Annotated in this window: 13 protein-coding genes and 1 pseudogene; 9 read left to right on the top strand and 5 right to left on the bottom strand. The window is 72.1% G+C overall.

Features of this window, described 5'->3' with window-relative positions; translation table 11 throughout:
• The coding region (tnpB, locus tag ACNAVT_RS22160; RefSeq protein WP_416299053.1) for an IS607 family element RNA-guided endonuclease TnpB at positions 1 to 924 on the bottom strand (924 nt) is incomplete at its 3' end.
• Positions 921 to 1,334 (bottom strand): annotated as a pseudogene (locus ACNAVT_RS22155) (IS607 family transposase); the annotation flags it as partial. The gene tnpB and the pseudogene ACNAVT_RS22155, both read right to left, overlap by 4 nt.
• A gap of 56 nt (positions 1,335 to 1,390) precedes the next feature.
• Between ACNAVT_RS22155 and ACNAVT_RS22150 the strand changes: the two are divergent.
• Both ACNAVT_RS22150 and ACNAVT_RS22145 read left to right on the top strand, forming a co-directional pair.
• Positions 1,391 to 1,924, top strand: coding sequence for a hypothetical protein (locus tag ACNAVT_RS22150; protein ID WP_416299052.1), 534 nt, complete (start codon positions 1,391 to 1,393; stop codon positions 1,922 to 1,924).
• A 332-nt stretch (positions 1,925 to 2,256) separates the two neighbouring features.
• Entirely contained in the window at positions 2,257 to 3,066 is an 810-nt protein-coding gene (locus tag ACNAVT_RS22145) for a hypothetical protein (protein ID WP_416299051.1), read from the top strand.
• A gap of 150 nt (positions 3,067 to 3,216) precedes the next feature.
• On the opposite strand, the gene ACNAVT_RS22140 is transcribed toward ACNAVT_RS22145, so the two are convergent.
• Entirely contained in the window at positions 3,217 to 4,341 is a 1,125-nt protein-coding gene (locus ACNAVT_RS22140; protein WP_416299050.1) for a hypothetical protein, read from the bottom strand.
• 492 nt (positions 4,342 to 4,833) lie between these two features.
• Between ACNAVT_RS22140 and ACNAVT_RS22135 the strand changes: the two genes are divergently transcribed.
• Positions 4,834 to 5,025, top strand: coding sequence for a hypothetical protein (locus tag ACNAVT_RS22135; protein ID WP_416299049.1), 192 nt, complete (start codon positions 4,834 to 4,836; stop codon positions 5,023 to 5,025).
• A 165-nt stretch (positions 5,026 to 5,190) separates the two neighbouring features.
• Here ACNAVT_RS22135 and ACNAVT_RS22130 read toward each other — a convergent pair whose 3' ends face one another.
• Positions 5,191 to 6,378 (bottom strand): endonuclease/exonuclease/phosphatase family protein, encoded by a 1,188-nt coding sequence (locus tag ACNAVT_RS22130; RefSeq protein ID WP_416299048.1) that lies wholly within the window; start codon positions 6,376 to 6,378, stop codon positions 5,191 to 5,193.
• A gap of 307 nt (positions 6,379 to 6,685) precedes the next feature.
• On the opposite strand from ACNAVT_RS22130, the gene ACNAVT_RS22125 reads away from it, so the two are divergent.
• From ACNAVT_RS22125 to ACNAVT_RS22115, 3 genes are all read left to right on the top strand, one after another.
• On the top strand, positions 6,686 to 7,453 hold the full coding sequence (locus ACNAVT_RS22125) for a hypothetical protein (protein ID WP_416299047.1): 768 nt from the start codon (positions 6,686 to 6,688) through the stop codon (positions 7,451 to 7,453).
• A gap of 144 nt (positions 7,454 to 7,597) precedes the next feature.
• Positions 7,598 to 8,725, top strand: coding sequence for an SPFH domain-containing protein (locus ACNAVT_RS22120; protein WP_416299046.1), 1,128 nt, complete (start codon positions 7,598 to 7,600; stop codon positions 8,723 to 8,725).
• 52 nt (positions 8,726 to 8,777) lie between these two features.
• Positions 8,778 to 9,869 carry a hypothetical protein gene (locus tag ACNAVT_RS22115; protein WP_416299045.1) on the top strand — a complete coding sequence of 364 codons (1,092 nt, stop codon included), beginning with the start codon at positions 8,778 to 8,780 and terminating at the stop codon, positions 9,867 to 9,869.
• 4 nt (positions 9,870 to 9,873) lie between these two features.
• On the opposite strand, the gene ACNAVT_RS22110 is transcribed toward ACNAVT_RS22115, so the two are convergent.
• Complete coding sequence (locus tag ACNAVT_RS22110; RefSeq protein ID WP_416299044.1) at positions 9,874 to 12,726, bottom strand: AAA domain-containing protein; 2,853 nt, start codon at positions 12,724 to 12,726, stop codon at positions 9,874 to 9,876.
• A 130-nt stretch (positions 12,727 to 12,856) separates the two neighbouring features.
• On the opposite strand from ACNAVT_RS22110, the gene ggt reads away from it, so the two are divergent.
• The 3 genes from ggt to lhgO all read left to right on the top strand — a co-directional run bounded on the left by ggt (position 12,857) and on the right by lhgO (position 17,504).
• Positions 12,857 to 14,656, top strand: coding sequence for a gamma-glutamyltransferase (ggt, locus tag ACNAVT_RS22105; RefSeq protein WP_416299043.1), 1,800 nt, complete (start codon positions 12,857 to 12,859; stop codon positions 14,654 to 14,656).
• A gap of 334 nt (positions 14,657 to 14,990) precedes the next feature.
• Positions 14,991 to 16,178, top strand: a complete 1,188-nt coding sequence (locus ACNAVT_RS22100; RefSeq protein WP_416299042.1) for a hypothetical protein — start codon at positions 14,991 to 14,993, stop codon at positions 16,176 to 16,178.
• Positions 16,179 to 16,301: 123 nt separating this feature from the next.
• A complete protein-coding gene (gene lhgO / locus ACNAVT_RS22095) occupies positions 16,302 to 17,504 on the top strand; it encodes an L-2-hydroxyglutarate oxidase (RefSeq protein ID WP_416299041.1) in 1,203 nt (400 codons plus the stop codon).
• Positions 17,505 to 17,506: the final 2 nt, after the last annotated feature.

Raw genomic sequence — 17,506 nt, 5'->3', positions numbered from 1 at the left:
TTCGACCACGATCGCGCCGTACTCGCACGCGAGGCGGGTGGTGAGCTTGTGCAGACCGTCGCGGCGCAGGTGAGCGACTCGCGCATGCGCCGCGGCGACCTGCTGGCGTGCGCGTTCCCACCGGTTCGACGGCCGCTGGCCGGTACGCCGGTCGGGGCCGACACGCCGTGACATGCGCCGGGCGAGCCGCCGCATCCGCCGGGCCGCCTCATCGAGGTGGCTCGGGTTGGGCTCCATCTTGCCGGTGGACAGCACCGCGAGGTGCGTGATCCCAACATCCACCCCGACCACCGCCTGCGGGCGCGTGGGGGTGCGCTCGGCCCGCTGGACCTCGACGCAGAATGCGACGTGCCACTGTCCGCCGTCACGGCGCACGGTGGCCGACAGGATCCGGGCTGTGCCCGCCTGCAGACGGCGGGCGAGCTTGCGGGCGGACTCGTGCAGCTTGAGCCGGCCCAGCCGGGGCAACACGACGTGCTGGCGGTCCGGCTCCACCCGGATCGCACCCGTGGTGAACCGCACGGACGGTGTCGACCGGCGTCGTGACTTGAACCGGGGAAACCCCACCCGCCGTCCGCTCCGCTTGCCCGTGCGGGAGTCGGACCAGTTCTTCAAGCCACGGGCCAGGGCGTCCAGGCCGGTGTTGAACGCTTCCTTGGAGCACTCGGCCCACCACGGCGCCACCTCGGCCTTGGCATGGTTCCACACCTTGCGCAACTTGGGGAGACTCCACCCGACCGTCGGGGTCAGCAACTCCTCAGGCACACCGTAGGAGCGTTCCGCGGCCCGCTGATCCATGACCGCCTTCACCCGCGCCAAGGCCCAGTTGTACGCCACCCGAGCCGCGCCGGCCTGGGTGAGCACGGCACGCTCCTGCGCCGGGGTCAGATCCAGGGCGTACCGGTACGCCTGCACCACCTTCACGCGGTGCCGCCATCGTTCATCGCCGCTGCGACGGCCCGCCGGGCCAGGTCGGCACCCCCCCGACGCCCACACAAGCGGGCACACAGGCCGGTCAGGATCTCAGTGACATCCCGCACCAGGTCATCATCCATCATCTCCGGGTCCACCACCAGCAACCGGCCCCCCGAAGCAGCCAGCACCGCCTCCACATACTCGCCACCGAAGCGGACAAACCTGTCCCGGTGCTCCACCACAATGGTCGCCACCGGCGGATCCCGCAACAGGGCGAGAAACTCCTTTCGGCGCCCGTCCACAGCCGGCCCGACCTCGGTCACCACCCGCGACACGGCCAACTGCTGTCCGGTCGCCCACATGGTCACCCGCGCCACCTGCCGGTCCAGATCAGACCGCTGATCCGCCGACGACACCCGCGGCCGTCAAGCTGTCGGCCAGCAGATTCACCCTCGCGGCCGGGGAGACCGGGACCGTGGCACTGCGCGTCGACCGGTCGAAGTTGGCCGCCCGACCGGGCCTGTACACGGCGGTGGTCACCGCCCGCGCCGGCGGTGCGTTCGCCGCCAGCACCCCGGTCACCTTCTACGTCGAACCGCCCAGCTACGACCTCAACCTGACGGTGACAGCGTTGCCTGACGCCGCCGATGCGGTCAGCCAGTGGGGTGCGGCGTGGGTGATCAGCCTCGACGACCCGACGGCGTTCAGCGACATTGTGCCGCTCGACCTCGGCGAGCGGACGACGGTGCGGGTGCCGGCCGGCCGGTACAGCGTGGTCGGCTACCAGTTCGAGGACAACCTGGACACCGGCGGCACTCGGATGGGCCTGGTGGGTGATCCGGATCTGACCGTGGCCAAGGACACCGACCTGCTGATCGACGCCGCCACCGCCAAACAGGTCCGGGGCAGCGTCGACGGGGTGGCCACCGAGGCCAGCCAGATCGGCGCCACCTACCAGCAGCACGCCCGCAACGGGCAGTTCGTCAGCAGTGACTTCGCCTTCGCCTAGGGCGCCGACGCCCGCGACGGGGGCGTCTACGTCATGCCGATGCGGAAGCCGAACGTCGGCAGGTTCGAGGCGTCACCAGCTTCGGCCTGCACGCGCCCGGCGACGGGCCCAGGCCCTACCAGTACGACCTGACCCGCGCGCTGCCCAACGACTTCCCGGCCGATCAGACGTACCGGTGGACCACCGCCGATCAGGCCAAACTCGCCCGGGTCGACAACAGTTTCCGGGTCCTGGACCGGGACGGATCGACCACTGGCCACAAGCGGTACGGCTGGACCTCCGACTACCTGAGCCCGCTGGGGAGCTGGACCGACGGGGTCTCGGGAGACCGCGTGGACTACGTCAGCCCCGGAATCCTGTACACCGACGAGGCGTTCTACGACGACGCGGTCACCCAGGAGGCGCTCTATCGGCCCGAGCCGGGCAGCCGGCGGAGCAAGGTCTGGGTGCGACAGCCGCTGCGCCCCGACTGGTACGACGACCCGGCACCGTCGGCCAGCGGATGCACCCCCAACCCGATCTCGCGTACCCGGGGCAACCTGTACGTGGAACTGGTCGAGCAGGCTGACCAGCACCAGCGGTTCAGCTGCCACGCCGGGGACTACGACTGGGAGACGCAGACCGTGCGGAGGCTGACTCTGCACCGCGACGGACAACTGGTGGGAGAGGCCGAGGGCAGCAGAACCAACTTCAGCGTCCCCCAGCAGGCCGGTGACTACCGGCTCAGGTACCACCTGGACGCCAGCGCCCTGCAGCCGGTCTCCACCCGCGTGGATACCGCCTGGACGTTCCGCTCCGCCGGCCCGACCGGCACCAACCCGGTCCCGGTGCCGCTGCTGTCGGTCGACTACGCCCTACCGCTGGACGTGGCCAACAAGCCGACCGACGGCACCGCGAGCTGCACCGTGCGGCAGGCGCACGGGGTGACCGTACAGAAGATCACCTCGTTCGAGCTGTGGACCTCCGTCGACGACGGCGCCAGCTGGCAATCGGTGACGACCAGCCCCAGCAGTGCGGACACGTTCGCGGCGCAACTGCCGAAACCCGCCGCCGGGCAGGCGGTATCGCTGCGCGTCAAGGCCACCGCCGACGGCGGCAGCGGGATCGAGCAGACGATCATCCGCGCCTACCTGGCCGGATAGTCGACCTGCTCCGCACGCCGTGGCCCGCGACCGAATTCGGTGCGGGCCACGGCGCCGGTCGGCGCGAGTACCGCGTCCCTTGGTCAGCCGATGCAGGCGACCAAGGCGAGGCGTCTGCCGAGAGAAGGAGCCTGCCTGGTGGCATTCCCGTCAGCGGGTGGGTGCGGTGAGCCGGTAGCCGCCGCGGGCGTCCCAGCCCGCCCGCCAGCCGGCCACAAGCGCTTCCCGCAGCACGCCGCCGACGGCGTGTTGCCAGGCGCTGGCCGCGGCCGGGTCGTCGCGGCGTAGCGCGGAGATGTCGGCCGGCACCTCGACCAGCGCGGCGGGAGCGGCAGCCCAGCACGGGTCGATCACCGGCAGCCCGTCGTCGCCGGCGACGACCGCCCACCCGGGCGGGGCATCGCCGTCGGCGGGTACGGCGGGCGCTGACTGCCGGGCCGACCCGGGCGCACCTCGACCCTCGCCGGTGAGGTGCCAGGCGACGAGCAACCGGTCGTACGGCAGCGGGGTGGGACTGTCGGCGTCCCGGAGGCCCTCGTAGCCGGGCAGGAACGCCTCGACGGTCGCGCCGAGCCGGCGCAGGTTGAGGTTGGCGTTGACCGCGGCCATCGCGTCGAACGTCCAGCGGATCTCGGTGACGCCCCGCTCGATCGCCCAGGCCCGCTGGGCGAGCTTCAGCGCGACCGAGACACCGCGGCCACGGGCGCTGGGCAACACCGCCATGGGGCCGGACTGCACCAGCGGCCGGCCGTCGGCAGTCCACCCCGGCAACGCGAGCACCACGCCGACGGGAGCCTCGCCGATCCAGGCCAGCAGCGCCGGGGCGCCGGCGGCGAGCAGGTTACGCAGCAGGCTCGGCGGATAGAAATGGTGTCCCGCGCCCGGAGCGAAGACGGCGTCGAGGACACCGACGGCAGCGGCGACGTCGACATGCGTGTCGATCGGGCGGATCTCGACCCCGGCGCGGGCGGCGGCCGCTGCGGCCGGGTCGGCCGGCTCCGCTGCGGGTGTCGGGTCGGTGAGCGCCACGGCCGGGTCGGCCAGCGGGTCGGGAGCGAACACCTGCCGGGTCGCGGCCTCCACCAGTTCGGTGACGGCGGCGACGGCCTCCACCGGGTCGTCGGAGAGCATCTGGGGGCCCTCGACGGGCAGCAGTTCGGCGATGACCTCCCCGATGACGGCCTCGGGTACGTCGGCGGGCAGCACGTCGGCGACGACCTCGGACAGCGGGCCGGCAATGGAGTCGGTGATGGGCTCGGTGATGGGCTCGGACACGGCGGCTTGCTTTCAGCGGGAGACGGGACGGTGGGGCGACGCCGGTGTTCACAGGCAGGGGGCCTGGCGTGCGACGGTCACTGTCCCGGCATCGAAGACCGGGACAGTGACCGTACGGTGACGTTGCGATGAACACCCTGCGACCGGGCGGGCTTCGGGTGGCCGACGTCACCCCGCTGCGAACCTTTCGGGTCTCCTGCTGCGCACGGCCGTGACGGGGCGGCGGCGAGCGCCCTGATCGTCGCGACCGCCGGCGCCGCCGCGATCGCCACCACCGGCGCCGGCGTCACCTGAAGCCTCGGCGCCGGATGGCCCTCGTGGTCGTCGTCGGCGGGGCCGTCCGGCTCACGTTCTTTCCGCCCTCCGCCGAACCTTGCCGCAGGTGGCCCAGGCCGATCCAGCGCAGCTCCGCCCGCTGTTCGGGCCCGTCAACGCCTTCGACGCCGATTTCCCCGGCCTGGTGCGAACTACTTCATCAGCGACCAGCAGACGATGGTCGCGTACGTGCCGACCAAGGGGGTACGCACGATCTACGGGTCGGTGGGTGACCTGTTCGCGTGGCTGTGCATCGCGGTGCTGGCCGTGCTGGTCGGCATAGCCGCCCACCGCGCCGTGCGGAGCGAATCCGTGCGATCCTTCGCCGGCCTGCCCGCCGCCGGGCGAGCACCGGTGAGCGTGCCCTGAGGTCGTCGGTGACCGAGGGCTCGCAGACGACGCCTGCCGCCTCTAACGAACAGCCTCCGCGGCTACGGCTCCTGCCCGCCGAACACGGCCCTGTTCTCCATCCGCAGAGGGAGAACAGGGCCGTGGCGGATCCATCCGTACGCAGTCCGGGCGCTGCCCGCTGCCTCAGCCGATACGCAGCGCGCTGAACACTCCAGCGTGGTCGGAGTCCCAATAGCCGTTCTGCTTGGTCCTGCCGGTGACGGAGGATTCCACGAGTCGCACGGTGCGCGGCGAGTCGGTCATGACGTGGTCGACCTGGTGGTCGAATTCGGCGGCCGTGCCGGTCGTCAAATCGTAGGAGTGGAGGCAGCAGCTGAGCGGGTCGGCGGTGCTGCGTTCGACGAACCCGGCGCCCAGCAGCACGCGGTAGGCCTGCTGGTCGTCGGGAACGACGGTGTCGTCGTCGGAGTTGAAGTCGCCGAGCAGCACGACCGGCAGGTCGCCGGTCGCCGGCCCCCCGGGCGCGACGAGCTCACCTGCCTGCAGCGCGCGGATGCTCGGGTGAAGGGTGCGCGGGTCGAACGCCTCCAGGTGGGTGTTGACGAAGCGGAACCGGTCGCCGCCGCGCACCTTGGCGTCGACCTGTGTCCAGCCGCGTGTCACCGTGACCGGCACGCCGAGGATGGGCAGTGTCAGCAGATGCTGGAAGGTGCCGCCTGACGGCGAATATGTGTGCACGCCCCCGTCGACGCGGGCGAGGATGACATCCCGCATGGTGAGCCGGCCGTTCAGTTCGGCGTCCGGCGTGGCCGCGGGTCCGTCGCCGCGTACGCCGTTCTCGTTCGCCGGCGCCTCGAAGTCGAACTCCTCCTGGATGGCGACCGGCCGATAGCGCTCCTTGCCCGCGTTCAGGTGGCTCAGCAGGATCTGAAGGAAGTCGTACCGTACGGTGGTGGCCGTCTTGGGGCCGCCGAACAGCGGATTGACCGACGCCGGCCCGGTGCGCCACAGCGCCACTTCCTGCAGGCCGACCAGATCCGGCTCCTTTTCCAGGATCTCCGCCGCGAGGCCCTTGGCCCGGGTCGGGAAGTTCGTGGCCGTCGTCTGCCTCAGGACCGCGCCGTTGGCGTCGACGAACGCGTTGAGGCTGGTCGCGGAGAGCGCCGGGGCCAGGTCGGCGCCCAGGAACAGGTTGCGGGTCATCACCCTCGCCACCTGCCCGGTGTGCTTACCCTGGTCGTCATTGCCGGAAGCCCGTGCGGTGCTGGGGCCCAGGTGGGCCACCAGCACGCCGACGAGCACCGGGACGGCGAACTTCGCAAGGTGCCGGCGGATGCCGGTCCCTCTCGACGCCGGATGACCTGTCGCCATGTCTGTCAGCATGTCGGCCCGTCCTTCTGCGCTGTTTGAGGCGGTTCGGCGGCTTCGCGGATACCGCACGTCCTTCTATGGCTGTGGTTCAACGATCAATAGCCGGCATTCCATCAGCGGTGCCTCCAAAGAGGAATAGTCGTACGGGCTGCCGCTTCGTGGCCGTTGGGTCAGGACAGCAGGGGTCGGATGGCGGCCACGCCGACCACCGGCACCGCCGTCCGCCTTCGATGCGGCGGTCCGACTGTCCGATGAGACCGCATCCGATGCATGTCAGGTATGGCGTCGGTCAGCTAGCCTGCGGGCCGTGTCGCCCAATCTGCTGCGTTGGTCCGCGCTACCGATCGGCTTGTCGGCCTTCGTGGGCCGGCTGGCGATCACGTTCTGGCTGCAGCCGCTGACCTGGCGGATGAGTGGGGTGAGCGGCCTGCTTGCGCTGCTCGGCGGGCTGGCGGTCGCCGTCGGTGTTCCGGCCGGACTGTTCGCTCTGCTTGGCCGTGGCGGGCGCCCGACGCAGTTCACCATCCGTGACGGCCGCTTCACCGTGCCGCCCTCGCCGGTCTACGCCGGAACGCAGGCGATCATGTCGATGTTCCTCGGCGGGGGGCTTGTCGCGGCCGAGCGGGTGCCCGATGGCGATTCGATGCGCATCGCTGAGTTTGCCTTGCCTGCGTCGATCATCGGGGTGGCGGTCTTCTGCTCAGTCGCCCTCGCGTTCCTGCTCGTCACACGTCCGCAGCTTCATCTTGATCCGGATGGCCTGACCGTTCGCCGCCTGAGGCGAACGACGCGGGTTACGTGGGAGCACCTCCTGCCAGGAGGCCCACCGCCCCCGGCCAAGCGCCGGCAGCGCTGGTTGAGGCTCTATCTCAACGCGCCCCCGGTCGTCGGTCGGTACCCACCAAGCGAGGATCTCCCGATCGGCTGGCTGCACGTCGACCCGGCATTCCTCGCTGGTGCCGTCCGGCACTACGTCGAACACCCCGAAGACCGCGCCGCGATCGGATCTGTCGACGAACTGGCCCGCCTGCGGGGTCGGCTGGCGTCAACGCCGACGGTCGACAACGTGACGTGATTCCCGGTTGAGTGCCGCGCGACCTGCGGTGATGGCCGGGCAACCGCACTGCACCCGGCCGGCACCGGCGCGGCGACTTCGGCTGGCGGGCACTTGCTATCGTCGCCGCGACGGCGGTGATCTCGGCAGCGAGGAGGGGACGTCGTGGGGCTGATGGACAAACTCCGGGGCGAGTTCGTCGACATCGTGGAATGGCTGGACGACAGCCGGGACACGATCGTCTGGCGCTTCCCGCGTTACCAGAACGAGATCAAGATGGGCGCCCAGTTGGTCGTCCGCGAGTCCCAGACGGCGGTGTTCGTCAACGAGGGGCAGATCGCCGACGTGTTCCCGCCCGGCACGTACACGCTGGAGACCCGGAACCTGCCCATCCTGTCCACGCTCAAGGGCTGGAAGTACGGCTTCAACTCGCCGTTCAAGGCCGAGGTGTACTTCGTCAACACCCGGCAGTTCACCGACCTGAAGTGGGGCACCCAGAACCCGGTGATCCTGCGTGACGCCGAGTTCGGCGTGGTTCGGCTGCGGGCGTTCGGCGCCTACGCGGCGCGGGTGGTGGACGCGGAGAAGCTGCTGCGGGAGCTGGTCGGCACGGATCCGCAGTTCCGCACCGAGGAGGTGCAGGAGTACCTGCGCCAGCTCATGGTGGGACGGCTCGGCGGCGCGCTGGCCACGGCGGGGGTGCCGCTGCTGGACCTGGCGGCGCACCAGGACGCGATCGGCCGGCGGCTGGCCGCCGTGCTGACCGAGGAACTGGCCGAGGTCGGCATCGCGATCCCCAAGTTCGTCATCGAGAACGTCTCGGTGCCGCCGGAGGTGGAGCGGGCGCTGGACAAGCGGACCGGTATGGGCGCGGTCGGGGACCTGGACCGGTTCACCCGGTACCAGGCGGCCACCGCACTCGAGGAGGCCGCGAAGAACCCGGGCGGCGGCGCGGGCGCCGGCATCGGAATGGGCATGGGCATGGCTGTGGGTCAGCAGATGGCCAGGTCCATGTCGGGCGGCGCGGGGACGCAGCCAGCGCCGGCCCCCGCGCAGCCGGGCGGCGCCGAGCCGCCGCCGCTGCCGAACCAGACGCAGTGGTACGTCGGCGTCGCCGGGCAGCGGCAGGGTCCGTTCGACCTCGGTGGGCTGGCCGAGCAGGTGGGCGCGGGCACGCTGGGCCCGGACACGCTCGTGTGGCGCGCCGGCATGGCGCAGTGGCAGCCGGCCGGGCAGGTGCCGGAGCTCGCGGCGGTGCTGGCCAGCGTCCCACCGCCGCTGCCGCCGCAATGAGCCGGCAGGACGGGCGTGGGCCGCGGCGGCGGGGGAGAGGGAGCGGGCCGCGATGAGTGACACGGCTGTCTCCCCGCCGTCGTACCAGTGCGAGGGCTGCGGTGCCCGGGTGGAGTTCGCGCCGGGCACGGCGGTGCTGCGCTGCCCGTACTGCGGGCACCAGCAGCAGATCGCCGGTGCCGGCCGGGAGGTGCGCGAGCACGCGTACGCCGAGCTGGCCACGCTGCCGCGCAAGCCGGCCGCCAGCGTCGGCGCGTACACCTTCGTCTGCCCGGGCTGCGGTGCCCGGACCGAGAGCAACGCGCTCGCCCAGCGCTGCCAGTTCTGCGCCGCCCCGCTGGTGGCGGACGCCGCGGCGGGCGAGCTGATCGCGCCGGAGGCGGTGCTGCCGTTCGCGGTCGACCAGGCGGGCGTGCGCACCGCCCTGGGCCAGTGGTGCCGCAGCCGCTGGTTCGCGCCGAACAGCCTGAAGAAGGTCAGCGAGGCGGAGACGCTCAAGGGCACCTACCTGCCGCACTGGACGTTCGACGCGCGGACCGTCTCGGACTACCGCGGCCAGCGCGGCGAGTACTACTACGTCACCGAGACGTACACGGTGACGGTGAACGGCAGGCAGGAGACGCGCACCCGGCAGGTGCGGCACACGCGGTGGTACCCGGCGTGGGGGACCGTCCGTCGGGACTTCGACGACGTGCTGGTGCCCGCCACGACGTACGTGCCGGAGAAGCAGCTGGACCAGCTGACCCCGTGGCCGCTGGCCGAGGCGGTCGCGTACGACGGGGACTATCTGGCCGGCTATCACGCGCTTCGGTACGACACGGAGCCCGAGGCGGGGCTGGCCGAGGCGAAGGACCGGATGGCGCCGGTCATCGAGCGGGACTGCCGGTCGGACATCGGCGGCGACGAGCAGCGGGTCACCTCCGTGCACACCACCTACTCGGGCGTGACGTACAAGCTGCTCCTGCTGCCGGTGTGGATCGCCGCGTACCTGCACGCCGGCCGGTCGTACCGCGTCCTGGTCAATGCCCGGACCGGCGAGGTCATCGGCGAGCGTCCGTACAGCGCCGCCAAGATCACGGCCGCGGTGCTGGCCGCGCTGGCGCTGATCGCCGCGATCGTGGTGGCCTACGTGATGAGCCGCTGACCGGTCAGGGGTGGGCGATCCGGGAGGACAGGTCGAGGGCCGCCCGGATCGGGTCGTCCGACCAGCGGCTGGCGAACATGTCGTGCAGCTGCCACCCGGCCCGCAGCAGGGTCCGCTGCCGTTCCACGTGCGCTGCGACCCCGTCCGGGTGCACCCCGCAGATCACCCCGACCGCGTGCTCCGCGTCGCCCACGCAGAGATCGATCCGCCACCGGCCGACCGGGTAGCCCGGCCGGACCGGCAGCCCGATCCGGCGCAGTTGCTCGGCGAGTGCGGCCGGCCAGCCGTCCGCCGGCTCGGCGTCCGGGGCGGCGGGTGGTGGTTTCCCGGCGTACGACAGGTAGTCGCCGATCAGGCCCTCGGGGGACCGCAGGGAGGTCACCACGGTCAGGCGTTTCCGGGCCCGGGTGACCAGGACGTTGAACAGGTTCGGCTCGGCGACGAACCGCTGCCGGGACGGCGGATCGGCGTCCACCAGCCCCAGCGAGGCGACCAGCACGTCCGCCTCGCTGCCCTGGAACGCGTGCACGGTGCCCGATCGCAGGCCGAGGCGCTCGATCTCGTCGACATCGAAGGTGGCCAGCAGCGCGGCCTCCAGGGCGTCCGCCTGCGCCCGGAACGGACTGACCACCGCGATTCCGCCGCCCGGCGGGTCGGCGGCGAGCCGGCGGACCAGGTCGAGCGCGGCGTCCACCTCGGCCTGGTTGACGCCGTCGACCACGCCCGCGTCGGGCACGCTCAGCACGTCGATCACGTCGGCGCACTCGTTGCGGGGGTGCCGGGTGACCAGTTCCAGCCGGTCGCCGTAGAAGCGGCGGGCGGAGAACTGGATCAGGTGCGGGGCCGAGCGGTAGTGCTCGCCGAGCCAGGTGACCGGCGCGGCGCCGGCCGCCACGTCGAAGGCGCTCGATCGGCGTACGTCGAGCCGGTCGCCGAAGCGGTCCAGGCCGTGCCGGCGCAGCGCGGCGGCGACGTCCACGTCGGCCACGAACGACACGAACCGCAGCTGCCGCGGATCACCGGCCACCAGCGCGCGCCGCGCTCGGGCCAGCACCGGGGCGGCCCGGAGCTGGTCGATGTGCGCCGCCTCGTCGAGCACCACCAGGTCGAACATGCCGGCCACCGCGGGGAGCAGATCCTCCACGTCGGCCACCGTGCCCACCCACAGCGGCAGGGCGCGTACCAGGGCCTCGGCGTCCAGGTCGGCGAGCAGTTCGCGGCGGCGGTTGCGGCCGGCGCGCAGCGCCGTGCCGAGGCCGCTCGCGGCGCGCCGGGCGGCGCCGGTCCATCGGCGGGCGCTGGTCGAGCGGTGCAGCATCGCCGTACCGACGGCGGTGGCCAGCGCGGCGTCCGCCTCGGCCAGGCTGCGCCAGGCCGGTGCCAGGTCGGTGCCACCGGTGGCCGCCAGCCGCGCCGCCGCGCGCAGCGCGCTCGCCGCCGCCACCGCGGCCCGCAACCGCTCCACCGGTACGTCCGGGCCGGCGCCCGTCCGTCGCCGCAGCCGCCGGTCCGCGTACGCCCGTCGCCAGCGCCGCCACCGGCCGTCGCCGGGCCGGGTCGCGGCGGCCAGCGCGGCCCGGACGGCGGCCAGGTCGGTGGCCGGGGCGAACGCGCCCGGAGCGTCGTGGGTCAGGGCCGGCAGCAGTGGCTGCCAGCCGGGCAGCGTGGCGGCGAGCCGTTCCTCGTCGAGGGCGGCGACGATCCCCGCCAGTACGGCCGTCACCTGATCCCGTGCGGCGGCCACGCCGTCGGCGTCGGCCCGCAGCATCGCGTCGTCCGCACCCGCGGCTGTGCCGCCGGCCAGGTCGGCGGCGATCGCGTCGCGGCGTTCGGCGTCACCGAACAGCACCGGCGTCGGCCCGGGGTGGCGACGCAGCAACTCGCCGAGCACGTCAGCCGCGTGCACCGACTGGGTGGCCACCAGCACCGATCCGCCCCGGTCCACGGTGTCCAGTGCTGCGGCGACCAGGGTGTGGCTCTTGCCGTTGCCCGGTGCGCCGGAGACCACCACGACCGGTTCGGCCCGGACCCGCCGGACCACGTCCCGCTGCGCCGCGTTCAGCGGCAGGGGCGACAACACGTCGATACTGTTATCCGGGGGTTGCGTGCTCTCGTGGGTGGGCCGGTCGCTGCCGTGAGCTCGCGGCGCCGCGAGATCACCCGGCCGGGTCGCGGGAAGCGGGCCGCCGAGGTCGGCCTCCGGCTGGTGGGCCTCACCGGTGGAGTAGAGCCGGGCCAGCGCGGTGTCCGCCAGCCCGGGCCGGCTCGCCCAGCTGAGCAGCGTGTCGCGCAGCCGGCCGGCGAGCACGTCACGGGTCACGAAGAGCGCCGCGGCGGCGACGCCGGTGAGGGCGGTGTCGTCGATGGCGCGAGGCGGGGCCGTGACCACCGCGTCCAGCTTGAGCCCGGCCGCTTCGGCGGCCGCGGTGATCCACGCCCTGGTGCCGGGCGCGCCCAGCCAGCCCGGGCCGGCGAGCCCCGGCGCCGCCTCCAGCCGGGCGGCGAGACCCCGGTCCTCGATCAGCGAGGTCAGCTCCAAATCCCCTGCCTGGACGACCCGGTAGCCGCGGCGGGTGCGCTCCAGGCGTACCGGCTGGGCCAGCAACGGCAGGCGGATCCGCCGACCGCCGTCCAGGTCGGTCGTACCCAGGACGAAGGCCAGGCCGCGGCGCAGGATCCGCTCGTCGCGGTGCAGCGCGTCCAGGGCGGCGAGACGGTCCAGCCGGACGTTGCGCGGCCCCCGGTCGGCCTCGGGCAGCCAGACCAGCGGGCGGCCGGCGCCGGACACGTCGAAGGCGTGCTCGGCACCGGCCGGGGCCAGGTCGGCGAGCGCGGTGAGGATTCTCGCCGTCTCCATCGCCCGCCGATTCTGCCCTACCCGGGAAACACCAGTCGCGGGCGTGACCTGGTCCCACCGGCTCCGGGTTGCCTCCTGCCGACCAGGGGAGTAGGCAGTAGGTCCACGTATGTCGATCAGGGGAGACCATATGAGACCTCGCCTCATCACCGCGGCCATCGCCGCGGCAACGCTCGTGGTCGGCGCCGCCGTTCCCGCTCAGGCGAAGCCGGCCGAGCCGCCGAAGGAGGCGACGGCCGTCGGCTACGGAGGTGCCGTATCCACGGTGGATGCCACCGCCACGGCGGTTGGGCTGGATGTGCTGCGCCGCGGTGGCAACGCCGTCGACGCGGCGGTCGCGGCGGCGGCGACGCTCGGCGTCACCGAACCGTTCTCGGCCGGCATCGGCGGCGGTGGCTTCTTCGTCTACTACGACGCGAAGACCCGGCGGGTGCACACCATCGACGGCCGCGAGGCGGCACCGGCGTCGATGACGGAGACGAGCTTCGTCAACCCGTCCACCGGGCGGCCGTACCAGTTCGACGAGGCACGGATCAGCGGATTGTCGGCCGGTGTTCCCGGCACCCTGCTCACCTGGCGCGACGCGCTGGACCGCTGGGGCACCCGTTCGCTGGCGCAGATGCTCAAGCCCGCCGAGCGGGTCGCCGAGGACGGTTTCACCGTCGACGAGACCTTCGCCAGCCAGATCGCCGGGAATCAAACGGCGTTCGGTCAGTTCAGCTCGACCAGCGCGCTGTACCTGCCCGGCGGCCAGCCACCGGCGGTCGGCGGCACCTTCCGCAACCCGGACCTCGCCGCGACGTACCGGCTGATCGCCAAGCGGGGCACCGACGTGTTCTACCGGGGCGAGGTCGGCCGGGACGTGGTTGCCACCGTGCAGCACCCGCCGGCGGCGGCGCAACCGGTCGGTACGTGGCCGTACCCGATCCGCCCGGCCGGGATGACCGCCGCCGACCTCGCCGGTTACCGCACCCGCTTCCCCGAGCCGACCCGGTCGGACTACCGCGGCCTCGAGGTGTACGGCATGTCCCTGCCGTCCAGCGGCGGCACCGCGGTCGGCGAGGCGCTCAACATCCTCGAGCAGTTCAACCTGCGGTCGATGACCGCGACCCAGGCGATGCACCACTACCTGGAGGCCAGCGCGCTGGCGTTCGCCGACCGCAACCGGTACGTCGGCGACCACACCCCGCGCGACGTGCTCCGCGAACTGCTCAGCGACGCGTACGCCAGGGAACGCGCGTGCCTGATCGATGCTGCGGCGGCGCTACCCAAGCCGGTCGCACCCGGCGTCCCCGACGGCGCCTACGGCGGCTGCTCGGCGGCGGCGGCCGCGGACACCCGCGACGACCGCAAGAGCACCACCAACCTGACGGTGGCCGACCGGTGGGGCAACGTGGTGGAGTACACGCTGACCATCGAGGCGACCGGCGGCAACGGGATGGTCGTGCCGGGTCGGGGATTCCTGCTCAACAACGAGTTGACCGACTTCAACTTCGCCCCGACCCAGGGCACCGCGCCCGACCCGAACCTGCCGGCGCCGGGCAAGCGCCCGCGTAGTTCCATGTCGCCCACCATCGTGCTGGCCGACGGGCGGCCGTTCCTGGCCGTCGGCACGCCCGGGGGAGCGACGATCATCACCACGGTCCTGCAGATGTTGGTCAATCGGATCGACCTGGGAATGACCCTGCCGGAGGCGCTGGCGGCGCCGCGGGCATCGCAGCGCAACGGTGCCAGCACCCAGGCGGAGCCGGAGTTCATCACCGGGTACGCCGCCAGCCTTCCCCCGGGGCACGCCTTCTCGGCGACTGAGGAGATCGGCGCGGCGACCGGTATCGAGTTCCTGGCCGACGGCCGGCTGCTCGCCGCCGCCGAGCCGGTACGCCGCGGCGGCCGCGCGGCGGCCGTGGTCGGCCGCTGGGCGCGCCACTGACGGTTGGGGACCGCGGCGACGGCTCAGATCCGCGTGAGCCGTCGCCGTGTTCCTCGCCGCCGTGGCCGAAAAACAACCTGTGGCAACAGCTGGTCACTTTGCCCTGGTTACGGACAAGGCCTGAACGTCTGCTCCCGACCGGCGATTTCGCACAAGATGAATTGCCGCCTGGACGCGGAACTGCGAGGAATAGCGAAGTCGTCGTTCCGGCTTATGAACATTACGCTTTCATGCGGCCTGGAACGCCGGAAGCCGGCTCGAGAAAACGGCTGGAAGCGCCGGCCTTGACAGGCAGTCCGTGAACTCCCCATACCCCGAAGCGGCGTGGAGATACATGACCAAGAACATGCGAGGTTTGGTCGCTATCCTGCTCGTTGTCCTTTCTGCGGCGACGATCATTGGCCGAACCACCGGCGCGAGCCCGTTCGAATCCCACTTCGCGGCAGGGTGGCCCAAACTTGGAGCTGTGCCCGACCCGGATCTGACGAACAGCGACGCGCCCACCGCCGCGGCGGCTGAGCTGTACAAGGGGACGGCAACGCTGGCCCAGCCGACTTCCTCGCCGTTTCCCGACACCATCGCCCGTCACGCCGAGAGCACCTCGATCATCTGGAACGGGCAGTACCTCATGTACTACCGGACCTTCATCAGCCCGACGGGGGCCAACTGCTCCATCCCGCAGGGCGTGGCGATGGCGACCTCGAGCGACAGCGGAGCCACCTGGACACCGGTGGACGGAGGACGTCCGTTGTCCGCCCTGCAGACGGTCCAGGACGGCCAGAGTTGCAGCTTTGACGACAGCGTCAACAGCACCTGGGTGTACGCGCCGGACGTCATCGCCGACGGAGACCGCCTCGTCATGGTGTTCGAGCAGCGCGACCACGACCCGAACTACGGCGGCCCAGGGCAGGGGCGCAGCCTGCACTCCATTCGATATGTCACCAGCACCGACGGGCGCAACTGGTCGAACAGCACGCTTCTGCTTCGACCCGGAGCGGTCGGTGCCTGGGACGACGAGATCGGGACGCCCGATATCGAAAAGGACGGGTCCGGCTACATCCTGACGTTCCACGGGCACGACGCGACCGGGCGGATGAATCAGACCCGCGCGGTGGTCCGGTTCGACAAGCTCGCCGGTGAGTACACCGGCGCCCGCCGGAAGATCAAGCTGTCGCCGACCCCGGACTGGGCCAACTTCGGCGTAGGCAAGGCGGACATGACTCGCGCGCCCGACGGCTACTGGTACATCATCTTCGAGGCCTTCTCGGGCGCCAGCGGCGAGTGCGGTCGCACGGACACCAGGACGGTCGTCGGCATCGCGCGCAGCGCCGACGCCGTAAGGTGGTCGGTCGCACCGGCGCCGTTGATCCAGGGGCGCGACGGGCTCAGCTGCGGTTACGACATGCCTTCCTGGCAGCTCCTGGGCGACGTTCGAGGCATCGTCACGCCCAACGACCCGCCTGAGAGCGGCACCCTGGTGCGCTGGGACATTGTCGCCAAGGAGGCGCTGAGCCAGCCGTAAGGTCCGTTTCCTGCCGCGCGGCATGCCGCGTTCCCGCTTCGGGCCGTACGTTCTCCTGGTGCGCTATCACTCAGTGGCGGAAGTTCGTATCAGCGGGCCGATCGCCGACCAGGAGGCGGTGTCATGAGCTACGTCGTGGTCGGCGCGGGAATCGTCGGGCTGGCGGTCGCCCGGGAGCTGCTGATCCGTCGCCCCGGCAGCTCCGTCATCGTGCTCGAGAAGGAGAACCAGGTCGGCCGGCACCAGACCGGCCACAACAGCGGTGTCGTGCACGCCGGCGTCTACTACCCACCGGGATCGTTGAAGGCGACTCTGTGCCGGCGTGGGGTCGGGCTGCTGCGCGACTACACCGCCGAGCACGACATCGCCTATCAGGAGCTGGGCAAGGTCATCGTCGCGCGCGACGCGACGGAGGAGACCCGGCTGGCCGACCTGTTCGAGCGGGCGCGGGCCAACGGCGTGCCCGACGTGCAGATGCTGGGGCCGGACGGCCTGCGGGACCGGGAACCCCACGTACGGGGAAGGGCCGCCCTTCTCTCGCCGCACACCGCCGTCGTCGACTTCGGCCAGGTCGCGCGGTCCCTCGCCGCAGACGTGGCCCGCCTCGGCGGCGAGGTCCGCCTGGCCACCGCCGTAACCGGGATCACCCGGCGCGGCGACTCGGTGCTGCTCGCCACGACCGGACAGGACGTCGTGGCCGAGCAGGTCATCCTCTGCGCCGGGCTGCACGTCGACCGGCTCGCCAGGCTGGCCGGCGGGGACGCCTCGCCGCGGATCCTGCCGTTCCGCGGCGAGTACTACCACCTGCGGCCGGCGCGGTCGTCGCTGGTACGGGGCCTGATCTACCCGGTACCCGACCCGCGATACCCGTTCCTCGGCGTCCACCTCACCCGCCGGATCGACGGGACCGTCGACGTCGGCCCCAATGCCGTGCTCGCCCTCGCCCGCGAGGGCTACCGCCGCCGCGACGTCCGCCTCGGCGACCTGCTCGCGACGCTGGGCTACGCGGGATTCCCCCGGCTCGCCAGGCGGCATTGGCGCACCGGCGTGCAGGAGATTCTCGGGTCGCTGCTCAAGGGACGGTTCGTCGCCGCCGCACGGCACTACGTCCCCGAGCTGGCCTCCGCCGACCTGGTCCGCGCCCCGGCCGGTGTCCGCGCCCAGGCCGTCGACCGCCGGGGAGACCTCGTCGACGACTTCCGAATCGAGATCGTGGGGCGGGTCGTCGCGGTCCGCAACGCCCCGTCGCCCGCGGCGACGTCCTCACTGGCCATCGCCGAGCACGTGGTGGAGCGGGCGTTGTCCGCGGCAACCGAACAGGGATAGTC

This window comes from Micromonospora sp. SL4-19, from assembly GCF_047921475.1.
GTDB lineage: Bacteria > Actinomycetota > Actinomycetes > Mycobacteriales > Micromonosporaceae > Micromonospora.
The sequence above is the reverse complement of the archived record's forward strand: the minus strand, read 5'-3'. Positions and strand labels throughout refer to the sequence as shown.